We start from the raw sequence: 15,139 nt of genomic DNA, 5'->3' as shown, positions 1-15,139 counted from the left end.
GTGTGGCACGTCAGTATGCAACAACACCTCAGAGCAGCACTACTTCCCCAAACGCTCCACCTTGTCCTTTTCCTTCTGGTTCATCTCGCGAACCTTGGGATCCGGGTTGTGTTGTCCGGTGGTCTGGGTGGTCGAGGGAGGCGGGGCGTTGGCGTTGGGCAGCGAGTTCTGGTCCGGCGTGGTGGGGCGCGTCGCGGTAGCCGGTGGCGTCGTGTTGCTCTGGGCGAATGCGCCGGAGGCGGTCACAAGAAAGGCGCCCGACAGCAACGAGACTGCGAGCGCCTTTGAGATATTTGTCATCGATCTGCTCCTGTCAGATCGATGGAAACGGCGCGAGACCGCTTGTGTTCCGTCTCGCGCCTCTGTTCCGTCTCACGCCTCCAATTGCTTGCCGATCGGAAGCGAGCGGATGCGTTTTCCGGTCGCCGCGAAGATCGCATTGATCAGCGCCGGTGCGAATGGCGGAACACCGGGCTCGCCGACGCCGCTCGGCGGCGTGTCGGGTCCGGGCGGCACGATGTAGACGTTGGTCACCACGGGAGATTCGTCCATCCTGACGACCTGGAAGTCGTCAAAGTTCTTCTGCTGCACCTTGCCATCCTTGAAGGTGATCTCGCCGTATTTGGCGAGGCTCAGCCCCATGATCGCCGCGCCTTCGATCTGCGAGGCGATGCGCTCGGGGTTGACATAGGTGCCGCAATCGATCGCCGTGTCGACCCGTGGCACCGTCAGCTTGCCCTTGTCGTCGACGGCGACCTCGACGATGGTCGCGATGTAGCTGACGAAGCTGCGGTGCACTGCGATGCCAAGGCCATGGCCCTTCGGTACCTTGCGTCCCCACTCACCCTTCTCGGCGACCAGTTCGACCACCTTGCGCAGGCGCGCGGTGTCGATCGGGTAGCTCTCCTGGGGCTCGCCGTAGTTCCAGAGGTCTTTCACCTCCGGTTTGACGATGCGCGGGCTTCCGATCAGCGCGAGCAGCGTCTCCTTCTGGTCGCGGCCGGTCGCTTGCGCGATCTCGCCGACCATTGATTGCACCGCGAAGGCGCGCGGGATGTTCGAGACCGAGCGGAACCAGCCGATGCGGGTAAACGCCGCGGCTTCCGGGTTCTCGCACGAGATGTTGGCGATCTCGAACGGCATGTCGACGAGGCCCATGCCGATCTCGAACGGGGCCTGGTGCACGGTCCCGGCAGCGAACGTCGAGGCGATGCTGGGGGCCACGCTGCGATGGCGCCAGGCAACAACCTTGCCGCTCTTGTCGAGGCCGGCCTCGATCCGCTCGACCGAGACGGTATGCAGGAAGCCGTTATGGATGTCGTCCTCGCGCGTCCACTGCACCTTCACCGGTGCGCCGAGCTCTTTCGAGAGCAGCGCGGCCTCGAGCGCAAAGTCGCATTTCGACTTGCGCCCGAATCCGCCGCCGAGCAGCGTGACGTTGACCGTGACGTTGGCCTCGGGAATGCCGAGCGTCTTGGCGACGTCCTCGCGGGTGCCGCCGGGGCTCTGCACCGGCGCCCAGATCTCGGCCTTGTCGCCCTTGACGTCGGCGACCGCCACCGGCGTCTCCATGCTGACATGAGCAAGATGCGGGACGTAGTACTCGCCGACGATCACCTTGTCGGCGCCCTTCAGGGCAGCGTCCGCATCGCCCTCCTTGCGCAGGACGAGGCCGGGCTTGCGCGAGGCCTCCTCGAGCTCCTTGCGGTAGGCGACGGAGTCGTATTTGCCATTGGCGCCGTCGTCCCAGACCAGCTTCAGCGCGTCGCGGCCCTTGATCGCCGCGCCGGTGTTGCGGGCGATCACCGCGACGCCGCCGAGCGGCTGGAATTTGGACGGCCACGGCCAGCCTTGAACCTTCAGCACCTTCTCGACGCCGGCGACCTTCAGCGCCGCATCGGGATCGAACGAGACCAGCTTGCCGCCGGTTACCGGCGGGCGGGCGATCACGGCATATTTCATGCCCGGCAGCCGCACATCGGCGCCGTAAATCGCCTTGCCGGTGGTGATGTCGTGGAGATCGACGATGCCGACCTGGCCCTTGCCGAGATACCGGAAATCCCGGGGATCCTTCAGCTTGAGGCCTTCGATGGCAGGCACCGATTCCTTGGCGGCGTCGGCGGCGAGCTCGCCGAAACCGAGCTTGCGGCCGCTGGTGCTGTGGACGACCTCGTGATTGACGGCCTTGACCTCGGTCGCCGGCACGCCCCAGCGCTTCGCCGCGGCCTGCTCCAGCATGGTGCGGGCGGAGGCGCCGATCTGGCGCATCGGGATCAGGTAATGCCGCGTGCTGCGCGAGCCGTCGGTGTCCTGGTTGCCGAACTTGACCTCGTCGCCATGGGCCTGCTGCACCTTGACCCTGGACCAGTCGGCCTCCATCTCCTCGGCCACGATCAGCGGCAGGGAGGTGCGGACGCCGGTGCCCATTTCCGAACGGTGACCCACGATGGTCACGATGCCGTCGGGCGCGACCGAAACGAACACGCGCGGATCCACCACGACGCCGTGTGGCATCTTTCCGGCGCCGGTCTCGTAGGCCAATGCCTGGCGCGACATCACGGGTGCGGCGAGCACGAAGCCGCCGGTGATGCCGAGCCCTTTCAGGATGCTGCGGCGCGAGACCTTCTCGATCTTGATGTTCTTTTCGAAGCCACGGAGCTTGCCGGGATTGTCGATGAAATTCATGTCACACCCCCGTCGATGCGAGATGGACCGCGTTCTCGATGCGCTGGTAGCAGCCGCAGCGGCAGATGTTGCCCGACATCGACTGGCGGATCTGGTCGTGCGACGGCTTTGGATTGTCCATCAGAAGCGCCGCGGCCTGCATGATCTGACCGGCCTGGCAGAAGCCGCATTGGGGCACGTTGACCTGGCGCCACGCCTTCTGCACCGGGTGATCACCGGTCGGGTGCAGGCCCTCGATTGTGGTGACCTCGCGTCCGGCGACGTCGTTGACCGACGTGATACAGGCGCGCACGGCTTGCTTGTCGACGATGACGGTGCAGGCGCCGCACAGGGCCTGGCCGCAGCCGTACTTGCTGCCGGTCAGCCCGGCTTCGTCACGCAGGAACCAGAGTAGCGGGAGATCCGGGTCGCCGTCCCAGCTCTGTTCCTGGCCGTTGATCTTCACCTTGATCATGATCGTCCCTCGCTCTTCATAAGCATGCCAAATTCAAAACTCGTCGACGCCGGTCGGCGCCGGTTCGTGCCTGGTCGCGCCACAGCCCGCCCTCGTCCCGCGCGGGCAAATCCCGGAGGGAGGCAGGAACGCCGATGGCGATGTCTGGATGTGCTCGATACCTCCCGTTTTTGTTCTTAATTGATTGAACGTTGTGCGGCATCGTGACGACGCGATCGTAGCAGAGGTCGCGCCGGCCCGGCGTTCACAGCCGGGTGTTCTCACCGGGAAAAGATTGCATCGACGGTTTGTCAAAAGCAGGGCGCGTCATCGCGCCGCGTGGACCGGGCGTTCGCAAACAGGGGCTGCGATGAAAAAAAGCTTCGTCCGCCAGAAAGACTGCGCGGACGAAGCAAGGTGCCTCAGTCGAGGGAGGGAGAAACGCAGGGGCCGGGAACTTCAAGACGGAAGTTGGCGGCGCTGCGCAGTCATTCAGAGACCAGGACTGAGGGAGCCAATCACGCTCGCATACGCGTAGCTTGCAGGGGCGGCGGCATCGCCGCGACTGTCCCGGAGCCGGGCCCGTCCGGCTCGCTGGCACTGATCGAGGCCAGCGAGCGGATAGGTCATGGTGAACGTCCGACCGCCTTGCTCAGGCGGCCTCGTTAGGCGGCCTTGCTCAGGCCGCTTTGGCTTTGGCGACGTGGGTCGCGATCGCGTCCATCAGCGCCGGTGACAGGCAATCATAGGGCTCGAGCCCGATTTCCTTCAGCCGCGAACGGATACCCGCCATCTGCTCCGGCTTCACGCCCGCTTCGATCACCGAGGAGACGAAGGCGGCGAATTGCGGCGCCTGCGAACCCTGCTCCTGGAACAGCTCCGGATGAATGAAGTCGAGACCGTAGAACGGGTGGCCCTTGTTCTCGATGCGGCCGTACATGTGGGTGCCGCACGCCTTGCAGGCGTAGCGCTGGATCACTGCGGAGGGATCGACGATCTGGAGCTTGTCACCGTTCTCGAGCACGGTGACGTTCTGGCGCGGCACCACGGCGACGACGGAGAACGTCGCGCCCTGCGGCTTCCAGCATTTGGTGCAGCCGCAGGCGTGATTGTGGGCGACGTCGCCCTTGATGCCGACCTTGACCTGATGGTCCTTGCATTTGCAGGCCAGCGTGCCGCCGGCAAAGCTGCCGCTGCCCTGTTTGAGGCCGTTGTCGATCGATGGATGGAGTGCAACAGTCATGGGTCGATCCTCCTTGGGGTGACGCTTTCGAGCTAGTAGACGACGACTGAACGGATGGATTTGCCCTCGTGCATGAGGTCGAAGCCCTTGTTGATCTCTTCGAGCTTGAGCACGTGGGTGATCATCGGATCGATCTGGATCTTTCCGTTCATGTACCAGTCGACGATCTTCGGCACGTCGGTGCGGCCGCGGGCGCCGCCGAAGGCCGTGCCGCGCCAGTTGCGCCCGGTGACGAGCTGGAACGGGCGGGTGGCGATCTCCTTGCCGGATTCGGCAACGCCGATGATGATCGAGGTGCCCCAGCCGCGATGGCAGGCTTCCAGTGCCTGGCGCATCACCGTGGTGTTGCCGGTGCAATCGAAAGTGTAGTCGGCGCCGCCGTCGGTGAGGCCGACGAGGTGCTGGACGATGTCGCCGGTGATCTTCTTGGGGTTGACGAACTCGGTCATGCCGAACCTGCGGCCCCAATCCTCCTTGGAGTCGTTGATGTCGACGCCGATGATCTTGTCGGCGCCGGCCATCTTGGCGCCCTGGATCACGTTGAGGCCGATGCCGCCGAGGCCGAACACGACTACGTTGGAGCCCGGCGTGACCTTCGCGGTGTTGACGACGGCGCCGACGCCGGTGGTGACGCCGCAGCCGATGTAGCAGCTCTTGTCGAACGGGGCGTCCTCGCGGATCTTGGCGACCGCGATCTCCGGCAGCACGGTGAAGTTCGAGAAGGTCGAGCAGCCCATGTAGTGGTAGACCGGCTTGCCCTTGTAGGAAAAGCGGCTGGTGCCGTCGGGCATCACGCCCTTGCCTTGCGTCGCGCGGATCGCGGTGCAGAGATTGGTCTTCTGGCTGAGGCAGCTTTTGCACTGCCGGCATTCCGGCGTGTAGAGCGGGATGACGTGGTCACCCGGCTTCACCGAGGTCACGCCAGGACCGATCTCGCGGATGATGCCTGCGCCCTCATGTCCCAGGACCGACGGGAAAATTCCCTCGCTGTCGAAGCCGTCGAGCGTGTAGGCGTCGGTATGGCAGATGCCCGTCGCCTTGATCTCGACCAGGACTTCGCCGGCCTTCGGTCCTTCCAGATCGAGCTCGACGATCTCGAGCGGCTTCTTGGCTTCGAAAGCGACGGCGGCACGTGTCTTCATTGGTAGCTCCTCAAATTCTCGCAAGATGCCAAGAGGTGGTCTCGGCAGCCTCGGCAACGTTCATTTATGGCCCATGCAGGCCTCTTCCGCCTTGGTGTAGGCCTCCGGTTTCTCCTCCTTCTTGGAGGGACGCTGCCGGCCCCATGCTTCGGTGGAGCGGGCGCGCAGATAGACGTACAGATCATCCATGTAGCAGGCGACGTTCGGATTATCGCCGAAGGCGGGCATGACGTTCTCCTGCGCGGTCGAGATGTTCTTGCGACCGGAGGCGACGACGCCGAGGAAGTCGCCATAGCTCATGGTCTTCACGGAATCCTTGAGCGCCGGCGCGTAGGTGGAACCCATGCCGTCAGGCCCATGGCAGACGTGGCAGTCGGAGTGATAGCGGCGGTATCCGGAATAGGTGAACCAGTCCACGGTGCCGTCGGAAATCTTGTAGGTCGGAGTGCCGTCCTTATCGAGCCACTTTCCGTCGTCTTCCTTCTTCACGGCGGTCGGATCGCCCGGACCGTCCGCGACCGCAATTCCTCCGGACGCAACCAAGATCATCGCAGCAATGACAGAGCAGATTTTACGCAAGAGATTCATCCTCGAAGGAGCCCGGGGGAGACGAGCCGGCGCGTGGGGTTGATTCCACGCGCCGGAGCGATGCTGATGGGCCTAGTTCGGCAGCGCGAACACGGTCAGCGTACCGCCGAGTGCCGTGTAGTTGCTGAGAGCCGCGTAGCCACCGACCGCGCCGAGACCTGCGGTCGGATCGGTCAGGCCTGCCGCCAGACCGATGCCGGCCCAGCCGCCGACGCCGGAGAGCACTGCGACATACTGCTTGCCGCCGTTCTCATAGGTGGTGACGTTGCCGATGATGCCGGAGGGAGTCTTGAACTTGTAGAGCTCCTTGCCGGACTTGGCGTCGACCGCCTTCAGGTAGCCTTCGAGCGTGCCGTAGAACACCACGCCACCGGCGGTTGCGAGCGCACCCGACCAGACCGAGAACTGCTCCTTGTTCGACCAGACGATCTTGCCGGTCTTGCCGTCCCAGGCGATGAAGTTGCCCATGTGGGTTTCACCCGCCGGCGGATACATCGAGAGCGTCGCACCCACATAGGGCTGGCCCGCGGTGTAGCTCACCTTGAACGGCTCGTAGTCCATGCAGACGTGGTTGGTCGGAACGTAGAACAACTGCGTGTCCGGCGAGTAGGCTGCCGGCTGCTCGTCCTTGGTGCCGAGCGCGGCCGGGCAGATGCCCTTCACGTTGACGTCCTCGCCCGCCTTGTCGGTCGAAGCTACGTCGAGCACCTTCGGACGGCCGTAGGTCGGCGAGTTCTTGTCCATGTCGACGCCGGAGGTCCAGTTCACCTTCGGATCGTACTTTTCGGCGACCAGCAGTTCGCCGTTGGTGCGGTCCATGGTGTAGGCGAGGCCGTTACGGTCGAAGTGCGTCAGCAGCTTGCGCGGCTGGCCGTTGATCGACTGGTCCGAGAGGATCATCTCGTTGACGCCGTCATAGTCCCATTCGTCGTGGGGCGTCATCTGATAGACCCACTTGGCGACGCCGGTATCCGGGTTACGCGCCCAGATCGTCATCGACCATTTGTTGTCGCCGGGACGCTGCTTCGGATTCCAGGTCGAGGGGTTGCCCGATCCGTAGTAGACGAGGTTCAGCTCGGGATCGTAGGAGATCCAGCCCCAGGTGGCACCGCCGCCGATCTTCCACTGATCGCCCTGCCAGGTCTTCAGGCTGGAATCCTTGCCGATCGGCTTGCCGAGCGCGGTGGTCTTGTCGTCGACCAGGAGCTGGTTGTCCGGTCCTTCCGAATATCCGCGCCATGCCAGCTTGCCGGTCTTGATATCGTAAGCCGACATATGGGCCTGGACGCCGAACTCGCCGCCGGAGATGCCGATCAGCACCTTGTCCTTGACGACCATGGGGGCCGACGTGCCGGTCTCGCCCTTGCTCGGATCGCCATTCTTGACGGTCCATGCAACTTGACCGGTCTTGACATCGAGCGCGACGAGGGTGGTGTCGGCCTGATGCAGGAAGATCTTGCCGTCGCCGAAGGCCAGGCCGCGATTGACCGTATCGCAGCACATCACCGGAATGACGTTCGGATCCTGCTTCGGCTCGTACTTCCAGACGATCTTGTTCTCGTTGGAAAGGTCAATGGCATAGACCTTGTTCGGGAACGGCGTGTGGACGTACATCATGTTGCCGATGATCAGCGGGCCGCCTTCATGGCCACGCAGCACGCCGGTCGAGAAGGTCCAGGCCACCTGGAGCTTGCCTACGTTCTGTGCGTTGATCTGGTTGAGCTTGGAATAGCGGGAATTGGCGTAGTCGCCGGTCGGCATCACCCAGTCTTTCGGGTTCTGCGACATCTTGACCAGCTCGTCATTGGCTGAGGCGCCCCCGACGGCGAGCGCCGCCGCGGAGCCAAGAAAGGTCGCCAGTAGCACCTTGCGCATAGTTATTCCTCCGTTGGTCTCGTTTATTGTTTCCGAAGCAATACTGATTCACCGGGCTTCTCGTCCGGCGTCTGCTCGTGCAGGGCGGTCACGATTGGGACCAGAAACGATGCTGTGCTGTTTCCTCCTCCTGATGAGAGCCACGGGTCCACGTGCAGGAGCCCGTTCTTGTTGTTCCTGCCGCAATCCCTAACGACTTCGTCATCGGGAAACTTGCCCAAGAGAGAAGCCGGTTTGCTTCATAGCGCACGGACGCGAAGATTTTGATTTTGCAGTAGCGAATTCAGCGGCTTCCGCATCGCTTTTGCAGTGCCTTCAACGCTCAGGTTCCCCTTGACGGCGCTGCAACTAAGGCGGAGGATTAAGTTTCAAGGGTGGCAATGGAACGATGGCGCTCGTGCCAAAAGACCGCTCAAATTCGAGGTAAACGTCACGCAATCACGGCTGAGGGCTCCGGCAGCGCTGGTCGCGATTCGCGTCTCTCCGGATCAAACCAGTGGCTGGATTAATGTCCGACACCATTCACACGCTCTCGACGACCGGCATGACGCCGAAGCGCCAGATCCAGAGCTGGATCGACGGGCTGACGAGCCTGTGTGGGCATTTCGACGTCGATCCGCTGGAGGCGTCCTCGCTCGAGGGCCGCATCGACTACACCAGCGTCTCGCGCCTGAAGCTCTGCCAGATCGAAGTGAGTCAGCATCGCATTGCCCACACGCTGGCGCGCGCCAAGGCCAACGAGCATCCGTACATCAAGATTCACTTCCAGACTTACGGCGTGTCCTATTTCGAGCAAGAAGGCCGCCACATCGAGATCAACCCGGGCGACATCATCGCCTATGACGTCTCCTGCCCGCATTCGATCATCAGCCCGGCCTTCACCCGTCACGACGTCGTGATCGTGCCGAAGGCGCTGCTGCGCGACCGCGGATTCCCGTCGCAGCGGATGCCCGCCTGCAAGCTGTCGTCGAAGACAGGGACGGGGCGGATCGCCCACGATTTCGTTCATGCGACCTTCGACGAGGCGGCAAAGCTGTCGGCAAACAGCGCGGTCGGCGTCGCCGATTCGCTGATCGACCTGTTGCTGCTGCCGCTGCGCGAAGCCGACACGATGTTCGACCGTGTCGGGCCGGAAGCGATGTATGTGCGCGCGCAGTTCTTCATCCGCGAGCACCTGCGCGACCCGGATCTGTGCATCGACCAAATCTCGACCGAGCTCGGCTGCTCGAAGCGCTATCTGCATATGCTGTTCTCGGAGCGCGGCACCACGGTGAGCGACTACATCTGGCAGGCGCGCCTGCAGAACTGCCGCCAGGAGCTCGAGGCCCACGCCGGCAAGACCATCACCGACGTCGCGTTCTCCTGGGGCTTCTCCAGCTCATCGCATTTCAGCCGGGTGTTCCGGAAATATTTCGGCGTGGTGCCGTCCTCGATCCACAAGGCGCAGCAGGCCACCGCGAGTTCGGGCGAGCACTAAGGCGCGATGCGACTTTTCCGGATCATGCTTTAGGCGGGCGCCGAGGCAGCTCCGGCGGTTGCAGTGCCGCTCACGCAGCAATTGCCGATCAAGCAGCCGTCGAAATGTAGGGAATGCTGGCCAGCAGCGCGGCAAGCAGGACCGCGTTGCACAGCATCCCGCTCCAATGCAGCCGTCGCAGCCGACGGGGGGCCTCGGTGTCGCCGGCATCGCCGGCGCTGAGCTGATTGTCCATCCGCGCCATGAACCGGCGGCGGCCGCCGATCGCCAGAGCTGCAAGCAGGCCGACGACCGTCGCGAAGACGAGCTGGCCAGCGAGCAGGAAGGCCACGGTCCCGATAATCCCGGCTGCGCCCATCACCAGGAAATGGGCATTAAACATTCCGCGCAGCAACAGTGCGACGGGCCGGACATCGAGCTTCACCAGCAGAAAGGCGGGCGAAGCCAGCGTGAAATAACCCATCGGAAAGAGCAGGATGATCATGGCGGCCACGGCGAGCGAATCCGGCGTCATGCGATCGGCCTTTCTAGCTCGTGCGGTTGCTATCCTTCGACAGCGACGCACAATCATAGCGGGAAAATGCCGTTCCGACACTAGGCTTTGGTCTACGGGCCGTGCACGCCGTGCCAGGCCTCAAGCCGGCTCGAGGCCGAGAGACTTCGCGCTCTCGATCCAGATCGGCAGTTCGCGCTGATACAGGGCGTTGCTCTCCTTGAAGCCGATTGCGGGTTCGAGCACGAAGGTCGTGAGAACTTCCTTCACTTTCGGATCGTTGTTGGCGGCAACGCAGAGCTCCGCCAGGCGGTCGACGACCGCTTGCGGCGTCGCCTTCGGCACGGCCCAACCGGAGAAGCCGCTCACGGTGAAGAATTTCGAGGTCGCGCCCTGCTCCGGAAGGGTCTTGATAGCAGGGATCGCGTCGACCTTCTTTGAATGCACCGCGAACACGGTGCCGCGGTCGCTTTGCAGGACCGACTGCGCCGCCGTGTAGCTGCCCATCGCGGCATCCAGCGTGCCTTCGAGCATCCCCGTCCACATCGGGGCCTCGCCGCGGTAATGGACCGGCTCGATGGACAGGCCATACTGCTTGTTGAGCTCGTTGATCGTCATGTGCGGGGCCGAGCCCGCGCTATAGGTGCCGAAATTCACCTTGCCGCTCTTGCGTGCGAACGCGACGAAATCCTCCAGCGTCTTGACGCCGGTCTTGGGGTTCGCGACCAGCAACAGGCCGGCGCCCGGAATGACGCTGACGAGCGCCAAATCCTTGTCCATGTCGTAGCCGGGATTCTTCATCACCACCCGGTTCATGATGTAGGTGGTCGAGATCGAGCACAGCATGGTGTGGCCGTCGGGCTCGGCGCGAGCGACCTCGGCCGTGCCGATCGCACCGGAGGCGCCGGGCTTGTTCTCGACGACGACGGTCTTGCCGACCTGCTTTGAGATGAACTCACCGTAGGCGCGCGCGAGCAGGTCGGTCTGCCCGCCGGCGGGATAGCTGCAAATCATGCGAATCTGCCGCGACGGCCACGCGGCCTGCGCCGAGGCGCCGCGCATGACGAAGGGCATCGCAAGTGCGGTGGTACCGGCGGCGACGAAGTGGCGGCGATCGAATTTGGCGGTCATGATTCCCTCCTGATTTTGGCCGAACCTACTGCATCAGGCTGGCGCCGCCATGGCCGGCGAGCGAGACAGATTGGCGCATTCCGTCGGACAGAGTGGGGCATGGTGGGCGCGGCGTTGTGCCCCGGACGCAGCGCAGTGCTCCTTCAGCGGTGCGCTGCTGAGCCGGGTCCTATGCCTCGACCGCAAGCTATGCCGCATGGGTCCCGGCTCTGCGCCGCAACGCTGAGGGGCATTGCAGCGCGTCCGGGACACCAGAGCCTTTCCAATCACCGCTGAATGATCTTCATCCAGACATCGCCCAGGATCGCAGGCTCGCGCGGTGGCAGGTAGGTGAGCCCAGCCTGCCTGCCGAATTCTGCGATCTTGCCTTCGGCCGCGAGCCCCGTCAGCGCCTTGTTGACGGCGTCGATCAGCACGCCATCGCTGGCCAGTCCGACATAGCCGCGATTGGCGCCGATCGGATAATAGTATCCGGACGCCGTGATCGCCGTGTCCGGATGCGCGGCGCGATGGGCGTCGAAGCGGCCGAGGTCGATCAGCGTCGCGTCATGGTCGCCGCGCTGGAGTGCGCCCAGCAGATCGTCGCGGCCGGGGACGAGATGGGTGATGTTGTCGATCAGCCGTCCCTTGTCGAAGGTCATCAGGATGGCGTCGCCGAGCGAGCCGCTTTCGATGACGAGACGAAGGCCTGCGAGATCGCCGATGTCGCCGATCTTGCGCCCGCTTGCCTTCGGCCCGAGCACGACCGTCATCGGCGAATAGACGTAAGGCTGGCTCGGCGCGAGCACGCCGAGTGCGACGCGGCGCCTCCGATCGTCGCGCGTGGCCCCGGCGAAGTCAGGCAAGCGCGCCGTCTTCATCCCGGGGGCGACGAGCGAATCCTGCGTCAGCGCGTAGCCGCCGACGAGCGAGCAGCGGCGATCCGAGAGCAACGCGTTGGCCTCGAGCTGGGGGCTCGAATCCTCGTCCAGCTTGCTCTCGAACCACTGGATCGTCAGCTTCCGTCCCAGCCGCTCAGCCATTGCCTGCGCAAGCAGCACGTCGAAGCCGGCATCCGGCTTGCCGCGGTGGTGCATCGAGAACGGCGGCCGGTCCTCGTCGAGACAGATCTTCAGGGGATCGTCGGCCGCAACAGCGACCGACGCCATCGTCGAAAGAACGGCCGCAATGCTCCATGCAGCACGCCGGCCCCTCATGGCTTCCTCCGGCTGGAGATGAAGGCCCAGAGGGAGCCGATCTCCTCGTCGTTGAGGATATCGCCCCACGGCGGCATCTTGTTGTTCTTGCCGTTCTTCACTGTGGTGATGAAGCGGGTCTTGTCGTCGGGGATGGCACGCAGGTCCGGCGTGATCGTGCCGGAGTTCATCAGATTGGGGCCATGGCAGTGCGAGCATTTCGAAGCATAGGTCGACTTGCCGTGGTCGATCTGTGCCTGCATGGGATTGCCGGTTGCGTCGTCCGCGGCGCGAACGGTCGCCGCAAGCGCGACCGTCAGCCCCGCGACGGCGGCGAGGACCGCCGCCGTCCTGTGAGATGGCTTTCTCAGCATCATGCCGTGGATTACTGCTTGACCGCAAAGACCCACAGCGAGCCGCCGGGCGGCACGTTGGCAAGCCGCTCGTCGCCGGAGAACAGCGAGTAGACGCCGCCATAGCCGCTGGTCACCGCGACATACTGCACGCCATCCTGCTGCCAGGTCACCGGCTGGCCCTCGATGCCGGACCCGGTCTGGAACTGCCAGAGCTTCTTGCCGGTGTCGGCATCGAAGGCCTCGAACTCGCCGGTTAGGGCACCCGAGAACACGACGCCGCCCGCGGTCGACAGCACGCCCGAGAAGCGTGGAATGTCGCTCGGCGCTTCCCATTTCGACTTGCCGGTCATGGGATCGATCGCCTTGAGATGACCGCGCGGCCCGTCGCCGTACTCCCAGAGGTCGGTCAGGTCCATCCCGAGATACCATTCACCCTGCTTGAAGGTGACGGGCTCCGTCTTGTACCTGCCACCGAAGGCGAGCGTGTTGGCATAGGCAAGGCCGGTCTGCGGGTTGAAGGACATCGGCTCCCAGTTCTTGCCGCCGAGGATCGACGGATAGACCGTGACCTTCTTGCCCTCGCGCGCGTCCTTAGACACGTCGGTCTCGATCGGACGTCCCGTCTTCATGTCGATGCCGGTCGCCCAGTTGACCTTCACGTAAGGATTGGCCGCGAGCAGCTTGCCGTTGGTGCGGTCGAGCACGTAGAAGAAGCCGTTGCGGTTGGCGTCCATCAGCACCTTGGTCGGCTTGCCCTCGACATTCATGTCGGCGAGGACCATCTCGGCCACGCTGTCATAGTCGAACGGGTTGTTCGGCGAGAACTGGTAGTGCCACTTGATCTTGCCGGTCTTGGGATCCATCGCCAGCACGGAGCAGGTGTAGAGATTGTCGCCGGGACGCACCGCCGAGTTGAACGGGCCGGGATTGCCGATGCCCCAATAGATCGTGTTCAGCTCGGGGTCATAAGACCCCGTGATCCAGGTCGAGCCGCCGCCGAGCTTCCAGGTATCGCCCTTCCAGGTATCGCCGCCGGGCTCTTCCGGCGAGGGGATCGAATGGGTGCGCCAGAGATGCTTGCCCGTCGCGGGATCCCAGCCGTCGATGAATCCCCTGGTGCCGAACTCGGCGCCGGAGATGCCGGTGATGACGACGCCGTCGGCAACCAGCGGCGCCACCGTCATCGAATAGCCTTCCTTGATGTCGGCCGCCTTCTGCCGCCACAGCTCCTTGCCGTTCTTGGCGTCGAGCGCGATCACGTTGGCGTCGAGCGTGGTGCGAAACACCTTGCCGTCATAGAGCGCCGCACCGCGGTTGATGATGCCGCAACAGACGATGCGCGGCGTCTCGGCGGGATATTCGACCTTGGTCTTCCAGATCTGCTTGCCGGTCTTGGCGTCGACCGCCATGGTCGCGTTGTGCGAGGTCACGTAGATCACGCCCTGGTACACCAGCGGTTGCGATTCCTCGCTGCGATCGTCGTTGAAAGAGTAATTCCAGACCGGGACGAGGTTCTTGACGCTGTCCTTGTTGATCTGGTTCAGCGTCGAGAAGCGCTGCAGATTGTAGCCCATCCCGTAATTGAGAACGTTCGATGTATCAGTCGCGCCCTTGACCAGTTGCTCGGTGGTCTGTGCGCTTGCACAAGTCGATGCAAGCATGACGAGGCTCGCGGCCATCGCAAAGCGTTTCATCCGTTCCTCCCAATATGCGCGCCTTTTGACGCTGCGGGAGCAACACTCCGTCGGAAACCAAAACGCGTCAATACGAAAGTCGTAAGTGTCGTGTCGATATCGTTGAACAGGCGCCGGTCACCTTACGGAAACCTGACGGCCGTAGACTTCCACTTGCGTGGAGACGCTGAAAAAATTCCGCAACGCGAAGCAGCTTCGGCGTAGGTTGTCGGGGCGGAAGCCAGGTTCCCCGGGGTTGTCGCGCAGTTACGGACTTGAACCTGGGACTGCTTGTGGATTTATGTCGTCGTGTCCCCGCCCGAACCGGGGCTCTTCATCTGGAGGTCTTGATGATTTCGCGTCGCTCAGTTGCACTTGCGCTCACCATTGCATTGTTGTCCGGTCCGGCGTGGTCGGCCTCCGGCAACGCGGTCAAGTTGTTCGACACCGACAATGACGGCACGCTCGATCTCGCCGAGGTGAAGAAGGCGGCCGCCGCAACGTTCGCAAAGCTCGATCCCGATCATGACGGCACGCTCGATGCGCGCGAATTGCGCGGACGGTTGACGGCGAAAGAGCTCGCCGCGGCCGATCCCGATCGTGACGGGACCCTGACGCTCGACGAATATCTGTCCGTGGTCGAGCAGCGCTTCAACGCGGCCAATCCCGACAAGGACGGAACGCTGGATGCGAAGGAGCTGAACTCGCGCGCCGGGCGCGCGCTGCTGCGATTGTTGCGGTGAGCGGTGCAATCGGAACAGTCGTGACGCGGTGGCGTTTGGGAGCATTTCCGCTCCGAAACTCGGAACATCAGGCTGCTCGGCCTGTTCTCTTCGCGACGTCCTGCTCGGCGCCGGGGCAGCGCCGC

Annotated in this window: 14 protein-coding genes; 2 read left to right on the top strand and 12 right to left on the bottom strand. The window is 63.6% G+C overall.

Annotated elements, in window-relative coordinates:
- Positions 1-39: 39 nt before the first annotated feature.
- From XH81_RS02045 to xoxF5, 7 genes are all read right to left on the bottom strand, one after another.
- Positions 40-300 carry a hypothetical protein gene (locus XH81_RS02045; RefSeq protein ID WP_028142711.1) on the bottom strand — a complete coding sequence of 87 codons (261 nt, stop codon included), beginning with the start codon at positions 298-300 and terminating at the stop codon, positions 40-42.
- Between the two features lie 72 nt (positions 301-372).
- On the bottom strand, positions 373-2,685 hold the full coding sequence (locus XH81_RS02040) for a xanthine dehydrogenase family protein molybdopterin-binding subunit (RefSeq protein ID WP_028142710.1): 2,313 nt from the start codon (positions 2,683-2,685) through the stop codon (positions 373-375).
- 1 nt (position 2,686) lies between these two features.
- On the bottom strand, positions 2,687-3,139 hold the full coding sequence (locus XH81_RS02035; RefSeq protein ID WP_028142709.1) for a (2Fe-2S)-binding protein: 453 nt from the start codon (positions 3,137-3,139) through the stop codon (positions 2,687-2,689).
- Positions 3,140-3,797: 658 nt separating this feature from the next.
- Positions 3,798-4,361, bottom strand: a complete 564-nt coding sequence (gene gfa, locus XH81_RS02030) for an S-(hydroxymethyl)glutathione synthase (protein ID WP_018320737.1) — start codon at positions 4,359-4,361, stop codon at positions 3,798-3,800.
- 32 nt (positions 4,362-4,393) lie between these two features.
- Positions 4,394-5,503, bottom strand: coding sequence for an S-(hydroxymethyl)glutathione dehydrogenase/class III alcohol dehydrogenase (locus XH81_RS02025; RefSeq protein ID WP_018320736.1), 1,110 nt, complete (start codon positions 5,501-5,503; stop codon positions 4,394-4,396).
- 60 nt (positions 5,504-5,563) lie between these two features.
- Positions 5,564-6,052 carry a c-type cytochrome, methanol metabolism-related gene (locus XH81_RS02020; protein WP_028142708.1) on the bottom strand — a complete coding sequence of 163 codons (489 nt, stop codon included), beginning with the start codon at positions 6,050-6,052 and terminating at the stop codon, positions 5,564-5,566.
- 111 nt (positions 6,053-6,163) lie between these two features.
- Complete coding sequence (gene xoxF5, locus XH81_RS02015) at positions 6,164-7,966, bottom strand: lanthanide-dependent methanol dehydrogenase XoxF5 (RefSeq protein ID WP_271595655.1); 1,803 nt, start codon at positions 7,964-7,966, stop codon at positions 6,164-6,166.
- Between the two features lie 508 nt (positions 7,967-8,474).
- On the opposite strand from xoxF5, the gene XH81_RS02010 reads away from it, so the two are divergent.
- Complete coding sequence (locus XH81_RS02010) at positions 8,475-9,443, top strand: helix-turn-helix domain-containing protein (RefSeq protein WP_018320733.1); 969 nt, start codon at positions 8,475-8,477, stop codon at positions 9,441-9,443.
- An 88-nt stretch (positions 9,444-9,531) separates the two neighbouring features.
- On the opposite strand, the gene XH81_RS02005 is transcribed toward XH81_RS02010, so the two are convergent.
- The 5 genes from XH81_RS02005 to XH81_RS01985 form a co-directional block, all read right to left on the bottom strand.
- Positions 9,532-9,957 carry a hypothetical protein gene (locus tag XH81_RS02005; protein ID WP_028142706.1) on the bottom strand — a complete coding sequence of 142 codons (426 nt, stop codon included), beginning with the start codon at positions 9,955-9,957 and terminating at the stop codon, positions 9,532-9,534.
- 120 nt (positions 9,958-10,077) lie between these two features.
- Positions 10,078-11,067 (bottom strand): Bug family tripartite tricarboxylate transporter substrate binding protein, encoded by a 990-nt coding sequence (locus XH81_RS02000; protein WP_028142705.1) that lies wholly within the window; start codon positions 11,065-11,067, stop codon positions 10,078-10,080.
- Positions 11,068-11,333: 266 nt separating this feature from the next.
- A complete protein-coding gene (locus XH81_RS01995; protein WP_028142704.1) occupies positions 11,334-12,263 on the bottom strand; it encodes a substrate-binding periplasmic protein in 930 nt (309 codons plus the stop codon).
- On the bottom strand, positions 12,260-12,616 hold the full coding sequence (locus XH81_RS01990) for a c-type cytochrome (RefSeq protein ID WP_028142703.1): 357 nt from the start codon (positions 12,614-12,616) through the stop codon (positions 12,260-12,262). The genes XH81_RS01995 and XH81_RS01990 overlap by 4 nt, the downstream gene beginning before the upstream one ends.
- 11 nt (positions 12,617-12,627) lie before the next feature.
- Positions 12,628-14,292, bottom strand: a complete 1,665-nt coding sequence (locus XH81_RS01985; RefSeq protein WP_018320727.1) for a methanol/ethanol family PQQ-dependent dehydrogenase — start codon at positions 14,290-14,292, stop codon at positions 12,628-12,630.
- Positions 14,293-14,621: 329 nt separating this feature from the next.
- Between XH81_RS01985 and XH81_RS01980 the strand changes: the two genes are divergently transcribed.
- Positions 14,622-15,014: an EF-hand domain-containing protein gene (locus XH81_RS01980; protein ID WP_028142702.1), complete on the top strand. Its 393-nt coding sequence runs from the start codon at positions 14,622-14,624 to the stop codon at positions 15,012-15,014.
- Positions 15,015-15,139 lie beyond the last annotated feature (125 nt).

Source organism: Bradyrhizobium sp. CCBAU 25360 (assembly GCF_028128695.1).
Taxonomy (GTDB): Bacteria; Pseudomonadota; Alphaproteobacteria; order Rhizobiales; family Xanthobacteraceae; genus Bradyrhizobium; species Bradyrhizobium ottawaense.
The sequence above is the reverse complement of the archived record's forward strand: the minus strand, read 5'-3'. Positions and strand labels throughout refer to the sequence as shown.